This window comes from Neobacillus sp. B4I6 (genome assembly GCF_050434045.1).
Taxonomy (GTDB): Bacteria; Bacillota; Bacilli; order Bacillales; family Cytobacillaceae; genus Neobacillus.
In genome coordinates, this window is the sequence record NZ_JBNPWB010000002.1 from 5944038 (window position 1) to 5966557 (window position 22520).

Here is a 22520-nt window from a genome sequence, read left to right on the forward strand (position 1 = left end):
TTGCTATAATGGCAGGTATAGAGAGTAAAATAAGGAAGTGGCTCTTAAACTTATGAAAATTAAAGTCATAATTGCGGATGATAACTCATTTATTCGAGAAGGTCTGAAAATCATTCTATCTACCTACCGGGAATTTGAAGTGCTGGACACCGTCAGTGATGGAAAAGAGGCGGTCGATTACTGTCAAAAGAATGAAGTCGACATCGCCCTGCTCGATGTTCGCATGCCTAATATGAACGGGGTGGAAGCCACGAAGCTGATTACTGAAACAACGAACACCAAGCCAATCATATTAACGACATTTGATGATGATGAATACATCCTCGATGCCATCAAAAATGGGGCCAAGGGCTATCTATTAAAAAACAATGCCCCCGAACAAATCCGTGATGCGATGAAGAGTGTTTTCCATGGAAACAGCATTCTTCAGGACGTTATTCTTGAAAAAATAAAGTCCAATTTGTCGGCGTCTAATAAAGAACCTGAAACAAAAATCGATCTCACAGGATTTACCGAGCGGGAACGTGAAATCATGTCCTTGATTGCGAAGGGGTATTCCAATAAAGCAATCTCCAAGGAATTATTTATCTCTGAGGGGACGGTAGCCAATTACATCACGTCTATTTTAGGCAAGACCGAACTTGAGCACCGAACTCAAATCGCGATTTACTATCTGACGGGGAAAGTAGACTAAGATGGAGTTTTGGATTATTTTTACAAAGCTGATCATGTTAGTGTATATTGCTTACCTGGCAGTACAAACGAATATCAGTCATATCTCCTGGGTTGTCCTCGCCTTTCTCGTGTATTTTTGTGCCAATATTACGCTTTATATTTTTAAAAATAACACCATCAAAAGGATTCTGCATATGCTGTCCATCGCTATTACGACAGGAGCCTATCTCATCGTGGATCCCTTGTTTAGCTTGCTCCTGCCTTTATCGATTGTGGAATTGGCAGCTGGTTTTTTTGATAAAAAAATAACGCTAATGATTCTTTCCTTGCTTCCTATCTTGTATATGAATGAATCGTTGCAGCCCCTGTACGGTTTAGTGGCGTGTCTTTCTTTTATGATTTTTTCGGTCACGACCATCTATGGCGATATACTGGTAAAAAATGAAGCGCAAATCGATTCGATGCGAAAAAAACTCCAGAAGTTAACGAAAAATATCAATGAAAATACCGAATACATACGGCAGTCCGAATACACCTTTAAATTAGAGGAACGCAACCGAATTTCACAGGAGATTCATGATAAAATTGGCCACTCGATGACCGGTGCGCTTTTTCAAATGGAAGCGTCCAAACGAGTAATGGAGACCGATCCACAAAAAGCAACCGAGCTCCTCCAAAATGCGATCAACATTTCGAAAGAGGGGATCGAAAACATCCGACTGACCCTAAAAAATATGAAGCCCCCCACGGAACAGGTGGGGATTCACCGCTTGAAGCTGCTAATCGATGATTTTAACGCCAAACAACAGATAAAAACCGTCCTCACCCATGAAGGCAATTTAGATATTATCGCGCCGATTCAATGGAAAATCATCCATGAAAATGTCACAGAGTCACTGACGAATACGATGAAGTATTCACATGCAACACAAGTTTCCGTCGATCTAAAGGTTTTAAACAAAATAATCAGAGTTGAAGTGAAGGATAATGGTGCGGGAACAGCAACGATTAAAAAAGGCCTAGGTATCATCGGAATGGAGGAGCGGACGGCATCTGTCCATGGAAAAATGATTGTCGACAGCAGTGATGGTTTTTCCGTCACTACGCTCCTGCCACTGGGTTTATGAGAATCTCACACTCACAATATGAATATTTTCATGTGAAAAGAATGAACGATTGCACTTATGCGCGTTCATTCTTTTTCTATATACTGGAAACAGACAAACGATTTAGGGGTGAGAGGATGAACGTTTTAGAAATTAACAACTTAACGAAAAAATTCGCTGACTTTATCGCAGTTGATAATATGAGTTTATCTGTAGCAGAGGGAGAAATATTCGGTTTTCTGGGTGCCAATGGAGCCGGGAAAAGTACGACGATTAACATGATTGCCGGCCTGCTGCGCAGCAATGATGGAACGATTAGTATTCTCGGAAAAAATAGTGCTAAATACAGCCGATTTGCGAAAATGAATATTGGCATGGTGCCGCAGGATTTGGCGATCTATGAGGATATGACGGCTTATGAAAATGTAAAATTCTTTGCTGGACTTTACGGTCTGCGTGGTGCCGAATTAAATGAACGGGTCGAGGAGGCCCTTGATTTCGTCGGTCTTCAGGATAAACATAAAAGCTATCCGAAAAGTTTTTCCGGCGGCATGAAGCGCCGCTTAAATATTGCTTGTGCGATTGCCCATCGTCCAAAGTTGATCATCATGGATGAACCCACGGTAGGGATTGATCCGCAGTCCCGTAACTATATCCTTACATCAGTAAAAAGGCTGAATGAAATGGGCTGCACGATTATTTACACGAGCCACTATATGGAGGAAGTCGAAGAGATCTGTTCCCGGATTGCAATCATTGATCATGGAAAAATCATTGCCGAAGGAACGCAGGAACAGCTGAAGTCGATCATTACCAATACAAAGGATGTCTGGATTGAGGTTAAATCCACTGAAAAGGTGAACCTGGAATCGATTAAAGATATAAACGGGGTCGAAGCTGTTTCAGTCGATGAAAACTTGATTAAAATTAACTCAGATACGGGCGTCAATAACTTAAATAAGATCATTGAGCATTTTATGAGCAGCCAGATCGAAATCCGCTCCCTACAAGAAAAAGCACCGAACCTGGAAACGGTATTTTTAACATTAACGGGTAGAAATCTACGTGACCAATAAGGGGGGACTCACTTTGAACATACTCAATATTGCGTGGAAGGGTATTAAAACAGACTTCCGGGACACCCGAACCTTGTTTTTTATGTTAGCTTTCCCAATTGTGTTAATGCTTGTCCTTGGAACGGCACTGTCGAACACGTTTACGACCAGTCTGCGCGTCGATGATATCGATGTCTTATATAAAGATACAACGAAGGGTGAGTACTTTCCTCACTTCATCACTGAGGCCGAAAAATCAGGGCTTCATTTAAAAAAAGCAACTGAACATAGCAATGGCGAAAAAGAAGTGAAGCAAGGTAACTATGATGGTTATATAGAAGTAACCGATAAAGGGATTCAGCTCTATGTCAATAATGGGACCAGTATTGAAGGAAATATTCTGCAAGGGATGCTCGCCTCCTTTGTCGATCAATACAATATTGCTTCTGAAGTCATGAAGGTGGCTCCGAACAAGCTAGAAAGTGCCTTCACGCGTGAAAAGCCGGCAGATTTCATTAAGGAAACTTCGCTGCTTCCCGATAAACAGCCGGGATCGATGGATTATTATGCAATTGTCATCACAACGATGATTGTTCTTTACGGCGCGATGTCGTCAAGCTCGTTAATCATAAGCGAAAGAGTTCGCAAGACAGCGGACCGCCTGATTGCTTCTCCCGTACGAAAAAGTGAAATTTTCATCGGGAAAGTGCTCGGGAGTCTTGTTAGTAATAGCATCTGTATCCTGCTCGTCATCCTGTTTAGCAAGCTCATTTTCAAAGCCAATTGGGGCGAACATCTTGGATTGGTATTCCTTGTTCTGCTGACAGAAGTCGTTTTTGCGGTCAGCATGGGGATTGGCGTCAGCTTCCTGTCAAAAACAAGTGCAGGTCCGAGAGTGATCATCATGCTGTTTGTGCAGTTATCGTCCTTTTTTGGCGGAGCTTATTTTAAAATCGAAAACCCGGCGGGCATTTTCAAGCTGATTACCGAGCTTTCGCCGCTAACCTGGATGAATACAGCGCTGACAAAGATTATTTATGCGAATGACTTTGCCGCAGCCATTCCGGCACTAACAATCAATCTTGGCGGGGCGCTCTTATTTTTACTCGTGGCAATCATTTCTTTGCAAAGACGGGAGGGGCTATAATGAAGGATATCCTCTGGTTAATTCAGAACACGTTACGTGTGACGTTTCGAAAAAAGAAAAACATTATTATGTATCTATGTATGCCGTTAATCGGGATTTTTATCTCGCTGCTCGTCTATGGCGGCGATCAAAAAACAATCCTCCATGTTGGAATTGTTAATCAGGACACTAGCAAGATTACTACGGATACAATCCAATTTTTAAAAAGATTAGAGAATGTGGAAATCTCCAAGATTAACGCGGCCGATGTTCAAGATCAAATCTCGTCTGGCGATCTAGATAGTGTTATTACCTTTGAAAAAGGATATTCTGACAGTGTCTTGGCTGGGGAGCCTGATCATATCCAACTAACCTCGATCAAAGGTGCAGCAATTACCGCATACGTGAAATCTTATTTACATCAGTATATCGATAATATTGCGACGATCAGTTATGTTGCGGGAGGTAATCAACAGACTTTTGAGCAGATGTATCAGGATTACCAGCAAACAGATTATAAGCTGACCACAAATGCTTTAGAAGATTTTTCAAAAAACAAGTTTATGACCAACCAAACGATTGGCTTCTTGATTATGATCATGCTGATGTCGGCCGGCAATATGTCCGAGATCATCCTTTTGGAAAAAGAAAACCGCACCTATTTTCGGTTATTATCAACACCAATTAATGCCAGGAAGTATATCTTCTCCAATGTCATGGTCAACATGATTGTGATGACGATACAGGTGCTGATCACGTTAACGATTATGAAAAGTATCTTTGGTATTGGCATCAATATGTCCTTTTGGTCAGCGGCGTTCGTCATGCTGCTATTTTCATTGATTTCCGTAGGGATCTCGTTAGTGATTGTTTCTTTTTCAAACAGCCGCAGTGCCGCGGGCGCCTTACAAAATTTAATTATCACCCCGACCGTGATGCTTTCCGGCTGCTTCTGGCCGGTGGAAGTGATGCCGAAATCGTTACAGAAAATTGCTAATTTCCTGCCGCAGCGCTGGACATTGGATACGTTAACGAAGCTTCAGGAAGGAAATGAATTTAGTGGGTTGTATTTAAATTTCATGATTCTATTCGCCTTTGCCGCTGCGTTTTTCTTGATTGCGGTGTATCGATTCAGCCGAAATAATTCGACACAGACTTTTGTCTAAATAAGGATATGCGATGTACCTGCCTCAAAAATCCAGAACAAACCTCGAAGACTGTATTCTTCGAGGTTTTTTTTGACATTTCCTTGCCACTCTTCTCTTATTCTCTCACTTTCCTTTATATATTGAAAAAAGACGAAAGGTAACATAGACTCACGAAAACTAGGTTTTATATTCGACGCTTTCCATGAAGATTCTACATAACATTACAAATTTATTACATTCGTCTCAGTTCCATTGTTATTATTCTCTAACAAACTTAAACTATAGTTATACGAATTGGAATAATTTTCTCTAAGAAAAGGTGATTATAGTTTGAAACGGAAAACATTAATATATACGCTATCGGTTGCTCTTTTAACTACGATCGTGCAAGCAACCCCTACTTTTGCAAGTCGACCTGTTACCCAAGGACAAATCAATGAGACAAAAGGTCAAATCAACGAGACCGAAGGACAAATTGAAGAGCTAGAAACAAAGATACAACAACTAGACAACCGCATCATTATAGGAATGGAAAAAAGCAAACAACTAAACGATGATATTAAAGCACAACAAGGTCAAATGGAAGACACAAAGGCTGAAATTGAAAGTGCCAGAAAAGACTTAGAAACGAATAAAGACTACTATTCTTCCAGACTAAGAAGCATGCAGGCACAAGGGAAACAGTCCATTATCACTTACGCAGAATTTATCATTTCGTCTAAAGATTTTTCACAGTTATTAACTCGATCTACTGCAGTTATGCAAATTCTTGAAAGTAATACAGATATAATGCAGGCTCTAGCTAAAAAAGAAGAAACCTTAAATGCCGCAGAGCAAAAGCTTGAAAATGAATTAACCCAATTAAAAAAGAGTCAGGCTGAATTAGCTTCAGAACAGAAGCAGGTTGAAGCTGATAAAGTAGAACTGAACCAGGTATTGTCAAATTCAAAAAGCGCCTTAAAGCAAAAGCAAACGGAACTAGCTAAACAACAAACACAAAAAAATGCACAAGATAAAGCACGCCAAGAAGCACAAGAAAAGGCACAGCAAGAAGCACAAGAAAAGGCACAGCAAGAAGCACAAGAAAAGGCACAGCAACAAGCACAAGAAAAGGCGCAGCAACAAGCACAAGAAAAGGCGCAGCAACAAGCACAAGAAGAGGCACAGCAACAAGCACAAGAAGAGGTACGGCAACAAGCACAGGAAGAGGCACAGCAACAAGCACAAGAAGAGGTACGGCAACAAGCATCAGAAGAAGTACAGCAAGAAGCACCAAAAAGGCCAAGACAACAGGCACCACAGTCTTCGGTAAAGAGCCCATCAGCTTCCAGTTCGCCGACAATTCAAGCAACTAACTCTGACAAGGCAAATACGTTAATAGCAGCAGCTAAACAATATTTGGGTGTTCCATACGTTTGGGGCGGGTCATCTCCAAGCGGGTTTGACTGCTCAGGGTTCACTCAATATGTGTACCGATATGTTGGTATTAGTCTTCCAAGGGTTTCCCGTGACCAACAGGATGTTGGAACCAGAATTTCCCCGGATGATGTACAGAAAGGTGATTTAGTATTTAGGGGTAACCCTGCCTATCATGTCGGCATATATATTGGAGGCGGGAAATATATTCATGCCCCGCAAACGGGTGATGTTGTGAAAATTTCTACGTATAATCCGGCTAAATTTACAACTGCATCAAGAGTATTGCATTAGAGTATAAATGAATAGAAAAAACAGGCTTGGATGAAAACTCCAAGCCTGTTTGGTATAGATCAACCTGTTTCAGTTATATAATTTTACGTCTAAGCGACCGAACTCGGTGAGAAATAGAAGGAATGTGATACCGACTGCGAACTATAAGAAATGGAATGGTTTTAGAATTTTTTTTGCCGAAAATCACATATACTAGAAAAGGGTGATATAACTTTTTTCGAAGAAGGTGATAAACATAACCACAATTCAAGAAATTGCTAATGTCCTTGCCGGTCTTGAGCATAAATTAGCCCCTAACTGGCAAGAAAATGACATGATCAAAAAGACTTTGGCGATTAGTTATGATTATTGGTTAGAAGATACGGGGATCGCGATGACATTGAAGGACTTTGTGCAACAATATCTCGAACACGCTGAATATCTCGGTGGGATTTTCTCACCAGATTCTGAAATAAATGATCTAAGTTGTTAATCAGCTGGAAAAATAGAAACGGATCACGAAAAAGCAAAAGTAAATGCTTAACTGTTCTATTTAAAGAAAGACGATTCGGGCTTCCGAGTCGTCTTCTTGCTTTGATTAGAATTTCTGCGGGTCATGATACTTTAGAACCCCCCGGCCTATCCCCGTATAAACCTGGTTAGTTATCCTGCACGATGGGTTGGTCAAGTAGATCCGCATTGACCGAAGTGGTTGTACTTTGACCTGTAATAGTCGTGATATGAACCCCTGTATTCGAAGCACCTGAGCCAAGTGAACTCTTGGAGGCGCTTTTTGGAGAAACAAACAACGAATTACCAAATTGAACAATCCCGCCACTGACTGTATCAATCTTCACTGGAACTGGAAATTCTGACATAGATGAACATCCTTTGCATTTTAATAACTTACTATATGCCAACTTAAAGGGAATGGTTCGAAAGCAATGACTGCAGATAGGATGGATTACTTGGTGCTGTTCAACAGTTCGTCATAACATTTTTAACAAACTGTGAACTTATCACTATACCTATGTTGTTTAATAGAAAAAGGGAATATAGTGTAATCATAAAGAACAAACAAAAATGGAAAGGCGGAATGAATTATGTTTAACAAATTTTTAAGAGAAAATAAAATCGCTGCCGCTATCTTAACTGTCTTACGTTTATACCTTGGCTATTCTTGGTTTACAGCAGGTTTTCATAAATTAACAGGCGGCTTCGATGCGGCTGGATTCTTAAAAGGAGCCATTGCGAACCCAGTAAAAGGTCCAGATGGTGCAGTTGTATTTGGATGGTATGTTGACTTCTTAAAACACTTTGCCTTACCAAACGTGGATGTGTTTAACGTCATCGTCCCTTGGGGCGAAACACTAATCGGCTTAGGCTTAATCTTAGGCTGCTTAACAACAACTGCAATGTTCTTTGGTTTAGTAATGAACTTTAGCTTCTTCTTAGCAGGTACTGTATCTCATAACCCTAGAGACATTTTCCTTGGATTCATCATCTTAACAGCTGGTTATAACGCTGGAAGAATCGGTATAGACCGCTGGGTGGTTCCATTTGTTGGAAAAATGAGCAAAAAAGGTCCAGATCACGAAAAAGCAAAAGTCACAGCTTAACTTAACATCAAAAAGCAGAAGTTAACCTTAGGGTTCCACTTCTGCTTTTCTATTTTAAGTTCAAACTCATTTAATGCCATCCGATATGTGGATCTCATTGATTTCCATTTAAGTTGCCACCCTTTATTTTTTTGCCACTAAAATTTATTTTTGGATTTTGTTCCAAATCACCTTTTGTTCCATATGCTTTAAGATAAGGGGTGATGTAATGACTGAACAATTTGATCTCGAGACGCTAAAGCACATAAGGAACAAACTTGATTATATTTACTATATCGCGAAAAGCAATTACAATGATAACCCTGAATTAATGGACACGATTGAAAATTTAGCTCAAGTGTCTAACATGTTTACGAATATAAAAATTCAAGAGTTAAGCAAACAAGTCAAAACACCAAGCCCTCAAGGATACATTTTATCAAAACTATCAAACTCTTACTCAAGAATGAAAGAGTATGAAAAACAAAAAGAAACGGATTTCCCAACTTGGAAGCTGTGAAAATTGGGAAAATCGTTGATAGGCAGAAGGTTCAATTGACCTGCTGAAAGTGTGGATCGCAGGAAATACGACTAGAGGTACGGCTACCGACGATCCCGAAAGGAAGCACAGGTAAATAAGTTCTTCTAAGGGGCGGCTTCAAGAGGCATATACATGTCTTTTGTAAGCAGCCCTTTTTCGTATGTTCAAGATTTGGTTATCATAATTTCTAAGAAGGATAGTGTAGTAATTTGTAATAATTTAGATGAATTCAGCAGATAATAGTTGGGAAAATTTTATAAATGCGACAGAATCCAACACACTGTTATAAAAGTACTAGATATAATAGCTTATATTGAGCAGTAGAGACTATTTTAATAGATAAATGGATAATTGAGAACGGAGAGCATTTTAGGAGGAAGAATATGAATGTTTCAGAAAGTGAAGTTGCGGTTATCGATAATGAATGGTTTGTACTAATTTTGGAAGCAAAAGAACTTGGATTATCAGTAGAATCAATTAAGAGTTTTCTAAAAAAGAATGAGGTAAAAGGTATGAAATGAACATTTCAATGTGATTGATCACCAGCTATATGTATTCAAAAAAGGGACTAATCTTAGCCCCTTTTTTCTGTACTATTGTTCTCTTAATAGCTAATTAAAAGTCCCTTCTTTTACCGCTTGTGGCAGTGGTTTTTGCTGCTGGCTTAAAAAGAAGAAGACACCGAGCAGGACGAGCAGGCCGCCAACAATTTGCCAGCTGACGAGATGTTCATTTAATAAGAGGACCGCTAGAATGGTGGCACCGACGGGTTCGCCTAAAATACTCATCGAGATCGTTGTCGCATTGACGTAGTTTAAGAGCCAGTTATTAATCACATGACTGACCGTTGGAACGGTGGCGAGTAACAAGAAGATGCCCCATTCCTTGGCAGGATATCCAGTTAAGGAAACTCCTGTTGAGAGGTTATAGATGGTAAGAATAATCGAAGCAGAGAAAAATACGCAAAAGCTATAAAGCCAATGTGATACCTTTTTGACGATCGTCTGACCGATTAATAAGTAGCCAACTACTGAGATGACACTGAAAAACGACAGCAGGTCCCCCATGATTGCATCCTTACTTAAACCGAAATCCCCCCAGCCAATCATCATCGCTCCGATAATGGCAATACCCATGGTCATCAATGCGGACAAGGTGGTTCGTTCCTTAAATAGGAGAAAGCCTCCGAGCAAGGAGACAATCGGCTGCAAGGCAAGGATGATGGTCGAGCTTGCGACGGTTGTTAATTTCAAGGACCCGAACCAAAGGACAAAGTGCAAGGCTAAAAAGAAGCCTGAAAAAAATAAAAAGAACCAATCTTTTTTCATGATATTATTAAATTCACTGCGTTTTTTCCAGACGATGGGAACCATTAAGATACTAGCAAACCACATCCGGTACATACTCAAAATCGAGGCCGGTGCGTCTGACCATTTGACAAATATAGCCGAAAATGAGATGGCAATGATTGAAATGGTCAGCGGCAGCCCAATCGATCGTGATCCTACTTCTTGTTGTTTCATCATATCCCCCTATGCCTTGTAACAGGACTTTTTCATAAAATAAGAATTTCGAAACCCGAAAGTCGGGCAAATATTTTTTATTATACCACATGGTGTCAGGCACCAGCGCTGCAAAAATTCACCTTGGCGAGAGGACTAATTAAAAAACGGGAAGGCGAGGTCAAGGGACAGCTTTTGTTCAGTCACTATGATGGGTTCCTTTTTAAAAAAAGAGGTTGTGAAATTGCCGTGATCTGCCATTGACGAATGTTATGGTGTTCTATATGATATGAAGAAGAGAATGCCCGTACTTGCGGGAGAGGTTCATAGCTGATACCCTCTATAAAAAACTATGGATACATGACGATCAGCCATGTCCATACTGGACGTGGCTTTTTTGTGGGATCCTTTTAGTTTGAAAAATAGAGCTGCTGCGGGAAACTCTACTCTAGTGAAGTGTCGGGACAGATTACAAGGGGGTTTTTGTATGTCTGGCAGAAGCCATGAAGAAGGTTTAAAGGATTTAACTTTATTAGGTAATCAAGGGACTACCTATTCATTTGAATATGCTCCAGAGGTATTGGAGGCGGTCGATAATCTTCATACGGATCGTGATTATTTTGTAAAATTTAATTGCCCGGAGTTTACTAGTTTATGTCCGTTGACGCGCCAGCCGGATTTTGCGACGATGTATATTTCGTATGTACCGGATCAAAAGATTGTTGAGAGTAAGTCATTGAAGTTATATCTTTTCAGTTTCAGGAATCATGGGGATTTCCATGAGGATTGTGTGAATATCATCATGAATGATTTAATTAAGCTGCTTGACCCAAGATACATTGAGGTTTGGGGGAAGTTTACTCCACGCGGCGGGATTTCGATTGATCCATGGTGTAACTATGGAAAGCCGGGAACAAAGTACGAAGAGATGGCAAATTTCCGTTTGATGAACCATGATCTTTATCCGGAGAAAGTGGATAATCGTTAGAAAAATGAGGCCGGGATTCCGGCCTTATTTGTATTGTGGTTGCGATCTGATGTAGAGGAGACTTATGGAGTTTTAATACATCTTGGACAGTAACATGTTCTTATCCGCTAGTATAATTAAGTTATCCGCTAGTAAAGAGGCATATCCGCCAGTAAAAGTAGCTTATCCGCTAGTAAATGTCACTTATCCGCCAGTAAGCGGTTTTTAAGTTTGTTAAAAAGCCACGGAACCTTTCCGTGGCTTTTTGAGCTGGGTTACCATACGTAATCGTTATGGTCATCATCTTGATAGTCATAGTCTTCATCATCTGTTCGTCTGTTTTCAAGCCATTCATCGTCGATTATTCCGCTGAACATGATTTCATTTTGAACCTCTTCACTATTCCATTCGTTATCGATCATATTTCCACGAAGATTCGGGTCGTTTGTCATCTTTTTTTCACCTCCTCTACTATCATTGCCAATTTTCTCGTGACTATAATATTAAAGGTGGGAGAAAAGAAAGCTTGGTGTTATTAGTGGGAATTGGTGGTTTTAATATATCTAGTCTAATGAATAAAATTTATAATTCTGGTGCCTGACACCCTGCTGAGCGTTTTCACCAGAAGTTATTAAAGGGAAGGAGCAGGGGAGATTTTACACATCCAAATCAATTCAAAATACTATTTGGACATGGTGAGACATATTTTTATATAAAGCTTGGAACATAAGGAGATAACCATGGCTAAAAAATATGGACCTTCCAAAGGTATGATTATTGTGATCGTTTTGATTGTTAGTAGCTTAACAATTTTTCTGGCAATGAAGTTTGCTTTCTTTTCTCCTAGCAATCAGGCTAAGGAAATGGTCGACGAGTTTTATAGGTATGAAGCTGACGGTGATTTCGCGAATTCATGGAATCTATTTCATTCTGCTATGAAGGAAAAGTTCACTAAAGGAAACTACATCCAGGATCGTGCCCATGTGTTTATGAACCATTTTGGGGTGGAAACCTTCACCCATACAATCGGCAAGCCGGAAGATGTGAAAAAGTGGAAGATGTCTAAAACTGGACCTTTGCTGAAAGATGTATACAAGGTTCCTGTCACCCAAACCTATAAAGGGAAATATGGAAATTTTGATTTAAAGCAAGAGGTCTTTGTAGTAAAAGAAAAAGGTGAGTGGAGGATTATGTGGGATTATAATCAGTAATTTAGATCAAAGAGAGGTGGTTCATGCTCTCTTTTTCAATGCTAAAGGGACATGCCTTAGGTATATTCGGTGAAATAGCTGGACAATCCTCGACAATATACTTGCGCAGTTGGAGAGGGAAACCTAGCCTTGACAAGGCTTAAGGTGAAACTAATCAAACGTTTAATTAGTATTCTCATAGCTGATTTTGTAGAAATTTCTTCGGTTGACAAGGTTAAAGATATGGATTATCCTAAAATTAATTAAGTATTCTGAAACATTATATTTAAAGCGCTTACAAATTACCTATTTTCAAACTTCCAAAAAGATTATCATAACTCTATTCTTAATGGTATATACCACTGCAAAACAAAAATTTACAAAAGAAGTAGAAATACTATATCCTTTATGTATGGTATTGAATATCTGCATAAATGGGAGAAATTAGAGATGAGTAGAATGATAAGAGATGAAGAGGCAACTCCATTTTACAAACAATTAAGGAATAAAATTCTTGAGGAGATTGAGAGTGGGAAACTTAAGCACGGTGATAAACTTCCTTCGGAAAGGGAATTGGCCGAGCAGTTTCAAATTAGCCGTATGACCGCAAGACATACCCTGTCGATCCTGGAAAGGGAAGGTGTGGTAGAACGGCGTGTAGGAGCGGGTACCTTTATCAATCAAAGTAAAATTGAGATGGATTTTGTTACCTTTAACAGTTTTACCAAAAACATGTTGAGTAAAGGATTGATTCCGAGTACACAAATTCTGTCCATTCGTAAAATGGAAGCCCACGCTCATTTAGCGCAAAAATTAAAGCTTCCCTCGGGGGAAGTGATGACTGCTATTAAACGGCTTCGGCTTGTTAATGAGACACCGATCTCGATTGAGGAATCGTTCCTGCCAGAGAAGCTTTGCCCAAGGCTTGATGAAATTATTACGGAAAATGATTCGTTGTATGAAATTTTAGAAAGAGAGTACGGAATTGTCCTTGTCATGGCAAAAGAGTACATGCAGGTGACCGTGTCGGACGAAGGTGAGAGCAAGCTGTTAAAAATACGTACTGAGAGTCCGTGCATCTTACAAGAATCCGTTGCTTTTGATAAAAATGAAAAGGAAATCGAATTCTCTAGTTCATTAACAAGAAGTGACATTGTCAAATTTTATTCGGAATTAAAGCTGAAATGAGGAAAATCATTTCAGCTTAAAAAATAAACCAAATGGTATATACCATTTAGTGGTAATTGGAGGTTTTTTTCATGAAGGTAATCGGCATTGGCGATAATGTGGTTGATAAATATGTTTATAAGAAAACGATGTATCCAGGTGGAAATGCTTTGAATTTCAGTGTCTACGCTAAGCAGTTAGGGGTTGAATCGGCCTATCTTGGAGTGTTCGGCAACGATCGGGCTGCAGAGCATATTATTACTACCTTAAAAAGCTTGGAAATAGATATTTCTCATTGCCGCCAGCATGAGGGAGAGAATGGATTTGCCGCGGTTGATTTAGTGGACGGTGACCGAGTGTTTATTGGCGGGAATGGGGGCGGTGTTCAAAGCGATCATCCCGTTGTCCTAAGCGCAGAAGACTTGGCCTATATTAAAAGCTTCGATATTGCCCATAGCAGCATCTACAGTGAAATGGATTCAGAGTTACAAAAGTTAAAAGATTCCGGAATCCTGGTATCCTATGATTTTTCAAGTGATTATACCGATGCGTTGCTCGAGAGAAATTGCCAGCATATTGATATCAGTTTACTAAGTTGCGGGCAATTGGCCGACGAGGAAGTTAAGAATCTATTAAAACGTGTCCATTCGTTTGGGAGTCAATTAGTTTTGGGCACGATGGGTTCACGCGGCTCGATGATCTATGACGGCCAATCGTTCTACCGACAAGAACCGCATTTTGTGCAACCGGTTGATACGCTTGGAGCAGGAGATTCCTTTTTTACCGCCTTTATCTTACATTATCTTTCTGAAAAGAAGGCAAATCCTGATGTGCAGGAAGCAGTCCTCCTGAAAAATAGTTTGGAAGAAGGGGCGAAATTTGCGGCACAAACATGTCTGGTTGATGGGGCATTTGGTTTTGGGATTCCCTTTTAATCTCCTAAAAGGGATTGAAATAAGGATAGAAGGATAGGGGGTGAAAGGATTTTAACTGGTTGATCTTTAAAAAAAATTAGGGGGTTAATGAAATGAGAAGGAAAATAAACGTTTTATTAGCAGGACTGTTGGTGTTCGCGCTCGTCCTGACGGGATGTTCTAGTTCTTCTTCCACCAATGAGGATTCAGGGAAAGTCGTATTAAAATTTTTGCATAAGTGGCCGCAGCCAGAATACGCTCCTTATTTTGAAGAAGTAGTCAAAGCATTTGAAAAAGAAAATCCAGATATCAAGGTTAAAATGGAAGCGGTTGCGGATGAACCGATTAAAGACAAACTCCGTGTTATTTTAGGCGGTAACGAAGTTCCAGACATTATGTTTTCATGGTCAGGTGAATTTGCCAGAAAATTCGTTCGTGCTGATGCAGCCTTAGATTTGACTCCATATTTAAATGAAGATACCGCTTGGAAGGACAGTTTTATTCCGGCATCCCTTCAACCTTTCACATCCAACGAAAAAAATTATGGCATTCCTCTTCGCTTCAATGGAAAATTCTTTGTTTACAACAAGAAGATTTTTGATAAATATCAACTACAGGCACCGACTACATGGGATGAATTTTTACAAGTGTTGGAAACCCTGAAAAAGGGCGGAGAAACACCGATCATTCTCGGAAACCAAAGCCCATGGGCAGCGATCCATTACTTAACAGGTCTAAACCAAAAGATGGTCGCACAGGATGTGAGAATGAAAGACTATAATCCTAAATCAGGAGAGTTCACCGATCCTGGCTATGTGAAGGCGATGCAAATGTTAGTAGATTTGAATAAAAAGGGTTATTTTATGAAGAATGTTAATTCTAGTTCCCATGATATGGGACAACAATTATTTGCAGCTGGTAAGGGAGCGATCTTCTATGTGGAATTAGAAGAGTTCCAAACGGTCGAGAATAATATGAAAGGAAACTGGGGCTTTTTCCCAATGCCGTCCATTGCAGAGGGTAAGGGCAGTCAAAGTTTCATTACTGGTGCACCGGATGGATTTATCGTTTCTTCAAAAACCAAGCATCCGAAAGAAGCGATTAAATTCTTGAAGTTCTTAACAAGTAAAGAAAATGCCTTGAAGCTTGTGAAGCAAATTGGCTGGCCAAGTCCGATTGATGGGGCCACTAACCCGGATACGGCTCTGAAGGAAGTGGCTGAAGGTGTGGATTACATGAAGAAGGCGGAAGGTATGGCCGAATGGCTCGACACAGACGTCCATGCCAAGGTAGCAGATGTGTATTTATCCAATATCCAGCTGTTGCTTGACGGGTCAAAAACCCCAGAACAAATTATCAAAGAAGTTCAGGAAGTAGCTAAGCAAGTACAAAGTGAAGTGGAATAAGAAAAGCGAAAGCGCCACAGCTAGACAGTTTTCAAAGTTAAGTCACGATACATTTAATTATTGAGAAAGGGTAGGCAGGGAAATGCTTACCCCCTCCTAGGAGGAGTTGGGGATGACAAAAACATTTCGAAGCAGTCGAACCGCTATACTATTTATTATGCCAGCGCTCCTTTTCATCCTGTTTTTTGTATTTTTACCGATCGTATTAAATCTTTATAACAGTTTGTTTCGGTGGAATTCCTTTGAGGCTGGAAGAGTATTTGTTGGCTTAGAGTATTATGGCAGACTTTTCAAGGATCCAATCTTTTTTACTGCATTGAAAAATAATTCTCTATACGCGGTTATTTCGTTAGTTTTTCAGGTAGGTTTGGGCTTAATTATTGCCGCGGTTTTAGAAGATAAATTGATTAGAAGATTTCAGCCCTTTTTCCGGACCGTCTTTTTTATCCCTTCCGTTATTTCGATTGCTGTTGTTGGGTTGTTATGGCAGCTGCTTTATAATCCAGAAGTTGGTTTAGTGAACGGGGTGTTAAAAGCGATCGGTCAATCAGAATGGGCCTTATCTTGGCTGGGTGACAGTAAGACGGCGATTTATGCGGTTGTAGCTGTTTCACAATGGCAGTATACCGGTTATATGACGATGCTTTTCTTGCTTGCCATGCAAAAAATTCCTTTTGAATATTATGAAGCGTCAATGATTGATGGCGCTTCTAAGATAAAGACGTTCATTTATATCACCTTGCCACAAATGAAGGAAATGATTCTTGTCGGTACGGTGATTACGGTTATCGGTGCCTTCAAGGTTTTTGATGAGGTGTATGTGATGACCAATGGGGGACCTGGCCGTTCAACCGAGGTTTTAGGCACGATGCTTTATCGGGCTGCATTCCGAAATGATGAAATGGGCTATGCATCCACGATTGGGACAATTATCTTTGTCATAACCCTAACCCTCTCCTTAATTCAACTGAAAATAGGCAAATCAGGACAGGAGGCGTAAGGGCTATGGAAAATAATCCGCCAGTAGTAAAAACAAATGAAATGAAAGAAATCGGGACAGGAAGTACAAAGCTTACCGTCAGGAAGGTCAAGGATCGAATTTTCCTATCTGCTGTTCTTGTATGGTTTGGGATCTTTTCATTGGTGATCATCTATCCAATTATCTGGCTTGGCCTGAGTGGATTAAAATCAAATGCAGATTTCTTCTTGAATACCTGGTCGTTGCCAGAGGAATGGCTGTGGGGAAATTATCAGGCAGCATGGGATGCAGGGATTGGTCAATTTTTCCTAAACAGTGTGTTCATAACAGTCACTTCCGTCGTATCGGTGTTACTGCTTGGGTCGATGGCCGCCTTTGGGTTAAGTCGTTTTCAGTTTAAGGGGCAGAACATTTTTCTGCTGCTCATCCTAAGTGGTTTGATGCTGGCACCGCAGGTCAGCTTAATTCCACTGTACAAATTGCTGCAGGCGGTTGGACTTTACAACACCTACTGGGCGTTAATCCTTCCGTATGTTGCGTTTCAATTGCCGTTTGCGATTTTCTTAATGCGGTCCTATTTTCTATCCATCTCTAAAGAGCTTGAGGAGTCAGCCATTATTGATGGGTGTAATATTTGGCAGGTGTATTGGCATATTATTGTTCCGATGGGTAAACCGATCATTGCCTCGTGTGCCTTATTAACAGGGATGAACGTGTGGAATGAATTTATGTTCGCGTTAGTATTTGTGGAAGATTCAGCACTGAGGACCATTCCAGTTGGGCTGATGAATTTGCGAAGCCAGTTGAATACAAACTTTGGGATTCAATTGGCAGGATTGGCCATTTCAGCGCTGCCAATGATTATTGCTTATATCGTTTTCCAAAAGCAATTTGTCCGCGGACTGTCTGCTGGCAGTGTGAAAGGGTAATCTTCCTTCCCAGTCAGTCCTGTGTTGAATGGATGGATTTTTTGAAAAGTGATGGTACAGAATAGGAAGGTTGTTTGGCCTTCCCTATTCGCTTTCAAATTACTTGGATTTTGTACGATTGGTTTAAATGGTATATACCAAATGGTTATTTTGGTAAATATTAGGATGTTAACGAACTTTCTACGTTGGAGGGATTGGATGGGAAAAATCAAACGGTCACAAATAACTGGGATGAATTTTCACTACCTGCACTATCCGCTGGACTATTTTTTAGATGCGATGGTGAAGTATGAGTTTGAAAAAATTGAACTGTGGGGTGCCGCACCGCACCTATATGTGGAGGATTTATCGTTAACTGCAATCCGCGCCATTAAGAAAGAGATTGCCCGGCGTGACCTCGAGGTCGTTTGCTTTACACCTGAACAGTGTATGTACCCTATTAATCTTGCGGCAAAGGAGTCAGCGATTCGTGAAAGAAGTGTGGCTTACTTTAAAAAGTCAATCGATGCCGCGCTTGAATTAGAAGCCCCGATGGTATTAGTAACGGCCGGGTGGGGGTACCGCAATGAAAGCAGACGGGAAGCCTGGAGCCGGACCCAAGATTCATTAGAGCAGCTTACCGCCTATGCGGAGAAACAAGGAACCGTTCTGGCCTTGGAGCCATTACAAAAAATTGAGTCCAATCTGATTAATACTTTGCCTGATCTAAAAGAAATGCTCGATTCCATCCATTCACCTGCTCTGAAGGGAATGGTCGATACCATTCCGCTTGCGGTTGAAGGAGAAGCGCTAGCCAGCTACTTTGAAGAATTACGCGAGGATTTTGTCCATATCCACTTTATTGATGGGGACCCGGGTGGACACTTAGCTTGGGGAGACGGCAGCCTGCCATTGGAAAAATACATGAAAACCTTAGGTGACCACAATTACAATCGCGCTCTTACGTTGGAGTTTACTTCTTCTCAATACTTGATAGATCCAAATCAGGCGGTTGAAAAATCGTTACGAAGTCTTGCACCCTTTCTTGTGTAAAAGTGGAGGGAATTGTTCCGAATCGGGTGACTAGTTCAGTGATAAAAGGAGTTTTATCCTATGTCTATTTGGAGGAGTTATCCAAGGAGTTTAAAAGTTTTATTACTGGCGATGTTGGTCAATTCAACAGGGATGGCGTTTCTTTGGCCCTTGCATACGATTTACATTACGCAAGGGATGGGGAAAACCTTATCTGAAGCAGGTTTTGTGTTGATGCTTCATTCGGGAGCTGAAATCATTGGCAGTTTTCTTGGCGGCTATTTGTATGATCGCATCCGCGGGAAACGAACGCTACTCCTAGCGGTTCTAACTTCAGCGAGTCTTATTTTCATTATCTCAATTGGTCTATCATGGCCGATTTATATTCTTTCGATGGTTCTACTTGGATTAGGTATAGGTACAATCTTTCCTCCCATCTATGCTCTTGCAGGGGTGGTGTGGAAGGAAGGCGGCATAAAAAGCTTCAATCTTATTTACCTCGTTCTAAACTTTGGTGTCGCGGTAGGTACGTCTTTAGGGGGAATCGTGGCCCAGTTTTCGTTTCGATACGTCTTCTGGGTCAATGGGTTAACCTATCTCCTGTTTATTTTCATTGTTTGGTTTGCTCTTGATGAGAGGGAACCCGTTTATGAAGCAACTGTAAAAGAGGATGCGGCCCTGACGCCAAAAAAAGAAGTGCGTCATACGAAGCAAAGCTTCCATTCGTTATTCATTCTTTGTTTAGGGTTTATGTTTTGTTGGGTTACGTATATCCAATGGCAAACGAGTATTTCTAACTATATGCACCAGTTAGGATTTCCGCTGTCAGCATATAGTGCTTTGTGGACAATCAACGGTTTACTGATCTTGTTAGGGCAGCCTTTGATCCAGTGGTTCATGGCCCGACTGAAGCGTCCGGTGAAGTGGCAGCTACTATCCGGTGTGATTTTCTTTATATTAACCTTCGCCCTCCTGTCACACAGCCAGTCGTATGGCGGGTTTATAACGGGGATGGTGATTATGACAATCGGAGAAATTCTTATTTTTCCGGCCGTGCCAGCGATTGCGGATCGACTGGCACCCCTCAATAGAAGAGGTATGTATCAAGGTTTAGTAAGTGGTGCAGCTAATGTGGGCAGAACCATCGGCCCTTTTCTGGGCGGGCTGCTATACGATGGGTTTGGGCCCTTGGTGCTGCTGTATTCTTGTATTTTTATCTGTGGTTTTGCCTTGATTTGTTTTGGTACATATCAAAGGCTCCAATATACGCAAAAAGAAATTTCAACCGTAAAAGTCCATAAATAAAGGAGGATGACAAATGTTAGCTGACGTACAAAAGGCTTTGGAAGTTTTTAAAGAACGGGCGATTGATCGTGTCTATTTCGTAGGTTGCGGGGGCTCTTCTTCCCTCATGTATGCGAGTAAATACGTGTTAGACCGTGAAAGTGACACCATTGATTCTGACCTATATAGTTCCAATGAGTTTGTGCACCGTAACCCACGGAAACTCAATGAGAAATCGTTGGTGATTTCGTGCTCGCACTATGGAAAAACGCCAGAGACGGTCGAGGCAGCCCGCTTCGCACGGGAAAAAGGTGCGATTACTGTTTCGCTAACCTTTGATGCGGAATCACCGCTTGCCCAAGTATCTGAATATGTCATTGTTTATGAAGATGGGAAAGAAGCGAAGTTTGTAAACGAGGCGCAGGCTGTGATGTTGGAGCTTGTTTTTGGACTTCTGGCTATCAAAGAAGGAAATGAAAAGTTTTCAGAGGTCGTTGCTTCGTTAGAGAACCTAGACCCAATACTTGCACAGGAGAAAGCAAAGTATTTAGCTTCGGCCAAGGAATTTGCTAATTCCTATAAGGATGAAAAAGTGATTTACACCATGGCGAGCGGAGCCAATTATGGGATTGCCTACTGGTTCTCGATTTGCCTGCTGATGGAAATGCAGTGGATTCATTCGCACGCCCTCCATGCCGGGGAGTATTTCCATGGGCCATTTGAAGTATTGGATAAAGACGTTCCAGTGATTCAGCTGTTAGGTTTAGACGAGACTCGTCCATTAGAAGAACGTTCATTGGAATTCACCCGACAATATGGGGAAAGGGTGGTAGTCCTTGATGCAAAGGAATTTGACCTAACAGGCGTGGCCGAAAGCGTCAAAGGCTACATCGCCCCACTCGTACTACAAGCAGTCCTGCGCCAATACGCCGAAGAACTAGCCGAAGCCCGCAACCACCCACTAACCACCAGAAGATACATGTGGAAAGTACCTTACTAATGAAATTGTTGGTGTCAATGTTGGAGTGATTCATTGTTGGTGTCAGGCACCAAAGAAAGACACTTTGGCTATTTGTCCGCTGTGGGTGGACAGTTGAGGGATGGCCCTTATTGTTCGCGACATGAGGACAAATGTCCATGAATGGTGTCAGGCACCAAATGTTTCTATATAAATTTGTAGTCCCAAAAATTCTAATTTAAATTTGGAGGTAATGTTGGATGTTGAAATTTGATGCTGATTTATATTTACAGTTAGTTGGGCAAGAGGCGCTTGCGAAGAGAGAAGAGATTGAACGTGTGGTGGATGGAATTTCGGCTAAAGGTTTTAAGAATATTTTCCTGATCGGTTCTGGTGGGACGATTGCGATGATGTATCCATATGAGTATATCTTAAAGTCCAATTCATCGCTGGAGGTTCATGCTGAGATTGCAGCTGAACTGCTTGTAATGAATAATCGCCACCTGACAAAGGATTCGGTTTGTATCTTTGCTTCTGTTACTGGAACAACAAAAGAAACCGTCGCTGCTGCTGAGTTCTGTAAGAGCAAGGGGGCAACAACGATTGGTTTAGTGGCTGAACTTGGCACTCCATTGGCTGAAGCCGTTGATTATTGCATCTCAACTGGTCATGAAAAGCATTCCTTTGACACGTTCTTTATTCATTTGCAATTGCTTACTTTCCGTTTTATTCATAACAATGATGAATTTCCGGAATATGATCAGTTTGCCAAAGAAATTGCCCTTTTACCACAAGGTATCGTTCATGCACTCGAGGATTTCGATGCCCGTGCCGAGCAATTCGCTATTAAGCACAAAAATACAGATTACCATATGCTGGTTGGGGCGGGGAACCTTTGGGGGAATACATATTCCTACGCCATGTGTATCTTAGAGGAAATGCAATGGATTAAGTCCAAATCCATCCATGCTGCTGAATTCTTCCACGGAACGCTGGAGCTGGTTGAGGAAGACACAAGTGTCATTCTATTTAAAGGCGAAGATGAAACTCGCCCATTGGTGGAACGTGTGGAAAGATTTGCAGAAAATATCACAAAGGAATTGTTCATTTTAGATACAAAGGATTATCCATTGGAAGGGATTAGTGACGAATTCAGAAAGCACTTTGCCGTATGCCTTAACTGGGCACTAACAGGCAGAATCAGCGTTTACCTTGAAAGGGAAAGAAATCATCCGTTAGAGATTCGCAGATATTACCGTAAAATGGCCTATTAGG

Annotated in this window: 24 protein-coding genes and 1 riboswitch; of the genes, 21 read left to right on the forward strand and 3 right to left on the reverse strand. The window is 41.0% G+C overall.

Annotated features, from left to right (window positions below):
* Nucleotides 1–52 precede the first annotated feature (52 nt).
* From QF028_RS31490 to QF028_RS31520, 7 genes are all read left to right on the forward strand, one after another.
* On the forward strand, nucleotides 53–694 hold the full coding sequence (locus QF028_RS31490; protein ID WP_429471614.1) for a response regulator: 642 nt from the start codon (nucleotides 53–55) through the stop codon (nucleotides 692–694).
* Between the two features lies 1 nt (nucleotide 695).
* Nucleotides 696–1802, forward strand: a complete 1107-nt coding sequence (locus QF028_RS31495) for a sensor histidine kinase (protein WP_429471616.1) — start codon at nucleotides 696–698, stop codon at nucleotides 1800–1802.
* A 116-nt stretch (nucleotides 1803–1918) separates the two neighbouring features.
* On the forward strand, nucleotides 1919–2857 hold the full coding sequence (locus QF028_RS31500) for an ABC transporter ATP-binding protein (protein ID WP_251032808.1): 939 nt from the start codon (nucleotides 1919–1921) through the stop codon (nucleotides 2855–2857).
* 13 nt (nucleotides 2858–2870) lie between these two features.
* Complete coding sequence (locus QF028_RS31505; RefSeq protein WP_429471618.1) at nucleotides 2871–3983, forward strand: ABC transporter permease; 1113 nt, start codon at nucleotides 2871–2873, stop codon at nucleotides 3981–3983.
* A complete protein-coding gene (locus tag QF028_RS31510) occupies nucleotides 3983–5128 on the forward strand; it encodes an ABC transporter permease (protein ID WP_429471620.1) in 1146 nt (381 codons plus the stop codon). Before QF028_RS31505 ends, QF028_RS31510 begins: the two co-directional genes overlap by 1 nt.
* A 312-nt stretch (nucleotides 5129–5440) precedes the next feature.
* Nucleotides 5441–6820 (forward strand): NlpC/P60 family protein, encoded by a 1380-nt coding sequence (locus QF028_RS31515; protein WP_429471622.1) that lies wholly within the window; start codon nucleotides 5441–5443, stop codon nucleotides 6818–6820.
* 226 nt (nucleotides 6821–7046) lie between these two features.
* Nucleotides 7047–7292: a hypothetical protein gene (locus QF028_RS31520; RefSeq protein WP_429471624.1), complete on the forward strand. Its 246-nt coding sequence runs from the start codon at nucleotides 7047–7049 to the stop codon at nucleotides 7290–7292.
* A gap of 166 nt (nucleotides 7293–7458) precedes the next feature.
* On the opposite strand, the gene QF028_RS31525 is transcribed toward QF028_RS31520, so the two are convergent.
* Nucleotides 7459–7677, reverse strand: coding sequence for a spore germination protein (locus QF028_RS31525; protein WP_429471626.1), 219 nt, complete (start codon nucleotides 7675–7677; stop codon nucleotides 7459–7461).
* Nucleotides 7678–7902: 225 nt separating this feature from the next.
* Between QF028_RS31525 and QF028_RS31530 the strand changes: the two genes are divergently transcribed.
* From QF028_RS31530 to sinI, 3 genes are all read left to right on the forward strand, one after another.
* Nucleotides 7903–8418, forward strand: a complete 516-nt coding sequence (locus QF028_RS31530; RefSeq protein WP_429471628.1) for a DoxX family protein — start codon at nucleotides 7903–7905, stop codon at nucleotides 8416–8418.
* Between the two features lie 208 nt (nucleotides 8419–8626).
* Entirely contained in the window at nucleotides 8627–8917 is a 291-nt protein-coding gene (locus tag QF028_RS31535; protein WP_214998594.1) for a hypothetical protein, read from the forward strand.
* Between the two features lie 404 nt (nucleotides 8918–9321).
* A complete protein-coding gene (sinI, locus tag QF028_RS31540) occupies nucleotides 9322–9459 on the forward strand; it encodes a DNA-binding anti-repressor SinI (protein WP_168240876.1) in 138 nt (45 codons plus the stop codon).
* Between the two features lie 90 nt (nucleotides 9460–9549).
* Here the strand turns inward: sinI and QF028_RS31545 are convergent, their stop codons facing one another.
* Nucleotides 9550–10461, reverse strand: a complete 912-nt coding sequence (locus tag QF028_RS31545) for a DMT family transporter (RefSeq protein ID WP_214998596.1) — start codon at nucleotides 10459–10461, stop codon at nucleotides 9550–9552.
* Between the two features lie 292 nt (nucleotides 10462–10753).
* A riboswitch (PreQ1 riboswitch) is annotated at nucleotides 10754–10800 on the forward strand.
* A 127-nt stretch (nucleotides 10801–10927) separates the two neighbouring features.
* Here QF028_RS31545 and queF point away from each other — a divergent pair.
* On the forward strand, nucleotides 10928–11428 hold the full coding sequence (gene queF, locus QF028_RS31550) for a preQ(1) synthase (RefSeq protein ID WP_429471630.1): 501 nt from the start codon (nucleotides 10928–10930) through the stop codon (nucleotides 11426–11428).
* 254 nt (nucleotides 11429–11682) lie between these two features.
* On the opposite strand, the gene QF028_RS31555 is transcribed toward queF, so the two are convergent.
* Nucleotides 11683–11859 (reverse strand): hypothetical protein, encoded by a 177-nt coding sequence (locus QF028_RS31555; protein ID WP_180247483.1) that lies wholly within the window; start codon nucleotides 11857–11859, stop codon nucleotides 11683–11685.
* A 288-nt stretch (nucleotides 11860–12147) separates the two neighbouring features.
* Here QF028_RS31555 and QF028_RS31560 point away from each other — a divergent pair, with 288 nt between their 5' ends.
* The 10 genes from QF028_RS31560 to QF028_RS31605 all read left to right on the forward strand — a co-directional run bounded on the left by QF028_RS31560 (nucleotide 12148) and on the right by QF028_RS31605 (nucleotide 22519).
* A complete protein-coding gene (locus QF028_RS31560) occupies nucleotides 12148–12618 on the forward strand; it encodes a hypothetical protein (protein ID WP_429471632.1) in 471 nt (156 codons plus the stop codon).
* Nucleotides 12619–13047: 429 nt separating this feature from the next.
* A complete protein-coding gene (locus QF028_RS31565) occupies nucleotides 13048–13785 on the forward strand; it encodes a GntR family transcriptional regulator (protein WP_429471634.1) in 738 nt (245 codons plus the stop codon).
* Between the two features lie 71 nt (nucleotides 13786–13856).
* Complete coding sequence (locus tag QF028_RS31570) at nucleotides 13857–14699, forward strand: fructoselysine 6-kinase (RefSeq protein ID WP_429471636.1); 843 nt, start codon at nucleotides 13857–13859, stop codon at nucleotides 14697–14699.
* A gap of 92 nt (nucleotides 14700–14791) precedes the next feature.
* Entirely contained in the window at nucleotides 14792–16084 is a 1293-nt protein-coding gene (locus QF028_RS31575; protein ID WP_429471638.1) for an ABC transporter substrate-binding protein, read from the forward strand.
* Nucleotides 16085–16196: 112 nt separating this feature from the next.
* Complete coding sequence (locus QF028_RS31580; protein WP_098932649.1) at nucleotides 16197–17084, forward strand: carbohydrate ABC transporter permease; 888 nt, start codon at nucleotides 16197–16199, stop codon at nucleotides 17082–17084.
* Between the two features lie 5 nt (nucleotides 17085–17089).
* Nucleotides 17090–17992 (forward strand): carbohydrate ABC transporter permease, encoded by a 903-nt coding sequence (locus tag QF028_RS31585; protein WP_429471641.1) that lies wholly within the window; start codon nucleotides 17090–17092, stop codon nucleotides 17990–17992.
* Nucleotides 17993–18190: 198 nt separating this feature from the next.
* Nucleotides 18191–19024 carry a TIM barrel protein gene (locus QF028_RS31590; protein WP_214717278.1) on the forward strand — a complete coding sequence of 278 codons (834 nt, stop codon included), beginning with the start codon at nucleotides 18191–18193 and terminating at the stop codon, nucleotides 19022–19024.
* 60 nt (nucleotides 19025–19084) lie between these two features.
* Nucleotides 19085–20308, forward strand: coding sequence for an MDR family MFS transporter (locus tag QF028_RS31595; RefSeq protein WP_429471643.1), 1224 nt, complete (start codon nucleotides 19085–19087; stop codon nucleotides 20306–20308).
* Between the two features lie 13 nt (nucleotides 20309–20321).
* The gene (locus QF028_RS31600; RefSeq protein ID WP_429471645.1) at nucleotides 20322–21287 is read left to right on the forward strand and encodes an SIS domain-containing protein; all 966 of its coding nucleotides are present in this window, start codon (nucleotides 20322–20324) and stop codon (nucleotides 21285–21287) included.
* Nucleotides 21288–21505: 218 nt separating this feature from the next.
* Nucleotides 21506–22519 carry an SIS domain-containing protein gene (locus tag QF028_RS31605; protein ID WP_429471647.1) on the forward strand — a complete coding sequence of 338 codons (1014 nt, stop codon included), beginning with the start codon at nucleotides 21506–21508 and terminating at the stop codon, nucleotides 22517–22519.
* Nucleotide 22520: the final 1 nt, after the last annotated feature.

Bases quoted from the DNA above. Each gene is read 5' to 3' on its own strand.
- QF028_RS31490 (WP_429471614.1), top strand. From the start codon at position 53: ATGAAAATTAAAGTCATAATTGCGGATGATAACTCATTTATTCGAGAA.
- QF028_RS31495 (WP_429471616.1), top strand. From the start codon at position 696: ATGGAGTTTTGGATTATTTTTACAAAGCTGATCATGTTAGTGTATATT.
- QF028_RS31500 (WP_251032808.1), top strand. From the start codon at position 1,919: ATGAACGTTTTAGAAATTAACAACTTAACGAAAAAATTCGCTGACTTT.
- QF028_RS31510 (WP_429471620.1), top strand. From the start codon at position 3,983: ATGAAGGATATCCTCTGGTTAATTCAGAACACGTTACGTGTGACGTTT.
- QF028_RS31525 (WP_429471626.1), bottom strand. From the start codon at position 7,677: ATGTCAGAATTTCCAGTTCCAGTGAAGATTGATACAGTCAGTGGCGGG.
- QF028_RS31530 (WP_429471628.1), top strand. From the start codon at position 7,903: ATGTTTAACAAATTTTTAAGAGAAAATAAAATCGCTGCCGCTATCTTA.
- QF028_RS31535 (WP_214998594.1), top strand. From the start codon at position 8,627: ATGACTGAACAATTTGATCTCGAGACGCTAAAGCACATAAGGAACAAA.
- sinI (WP_168240876.1), top strand. From the start codon at position 9,322: ATGAATGTTTCAGAAAGTGAAGTTGCGGTTATCGATAATGAATGGTTT.
- QF028_RS31545 (WP_214998596.1), bottom strand. From the start codon at position 10,461: ATGAAACAACAAGAAGTAGGATCACGATCGATTGGGCTGCCGCTGACC.
- queF (WP_429471630.1), top strand. From the start codon at position 10,928: ATGTCTGGCAGAAGCCATGAAGAAGGTTTAAAGGATTTAACTTTATTA.
- QF028_RS31555 (WP_180247483.1), bottom strand. From the start codon at position 11,859: ATGACAAACGACCCGAATCTTCGTGGAAATATGATCGATAACGAATGG.
- QF028_RS31560 (WP_429471632.1), top strand. From the start codon at position 12,148: ATGGCTAAAAAATATGGACCTTCCAAAGGTATGATTATTGTGATCGTT.
- QF028_RS31565 (WP_429471634.1), top strand. From the start codon at position 13,048: ATGAGTAGAATGATAAGAGATGAAGAGGCAACTCCATTTTACAAACAA.
- QF028_RS31570 (WP_429471636.1), top strand. From the start codon at position 13,857: ATGAAGGTAATCGGCATTGGCGATAATGTGGTTGATAAATATGTTTAT.
- QF028_RS31575 (WP_429471638.1), top strand. From the start codon at position 14,792: ATGAGAAGGAAAATAAACGTTTTATTAGCAGGACTGTTGGTGTTCGCG.
- QF028_RS31580 (WP_098932649.1), top strand. From the start codon at position 16,197: ATGACAAAAACATTTCGAAGCAGTCGAACCGCTATACTATTTATTATG.
- QF028_RS31585 (WP_429471641.1), top strand. From the start codon at position 17,090: ATGGAAAATAATCCGCCAGTAGTAAAAACAAATGAAATGAAAGAAATC.
- QF028_RS31590 (WP_214717278.1), top strand. From the start codon at position 18,191: ATGGGAAAAATCAAACGGTCACAAATAACTGGGATGAATTTTCACTAC.
- QF028_RS31595 (WP_429471643.1), top strand. From the start codon at position 19,085: ATGTCTATTTGGAGGAGTTATCCAAGGAGTTTAAAAGTTTTATTACTG.
- QF028_RS31600 (WP_429471645.1), top strand. From the start codon at position 20,322: ATGTTAGCTGACGTACAAAAGGCTTTGGAAGTTTTTAAAGAACGGGCG.
- QF028_RS31605 (WP_429471647.1), top strand. From the start codon at position 21,506: ATGTTGAAATTTGATGCTGATTTATATTTACAGTTAGTTGGGCAAGAG.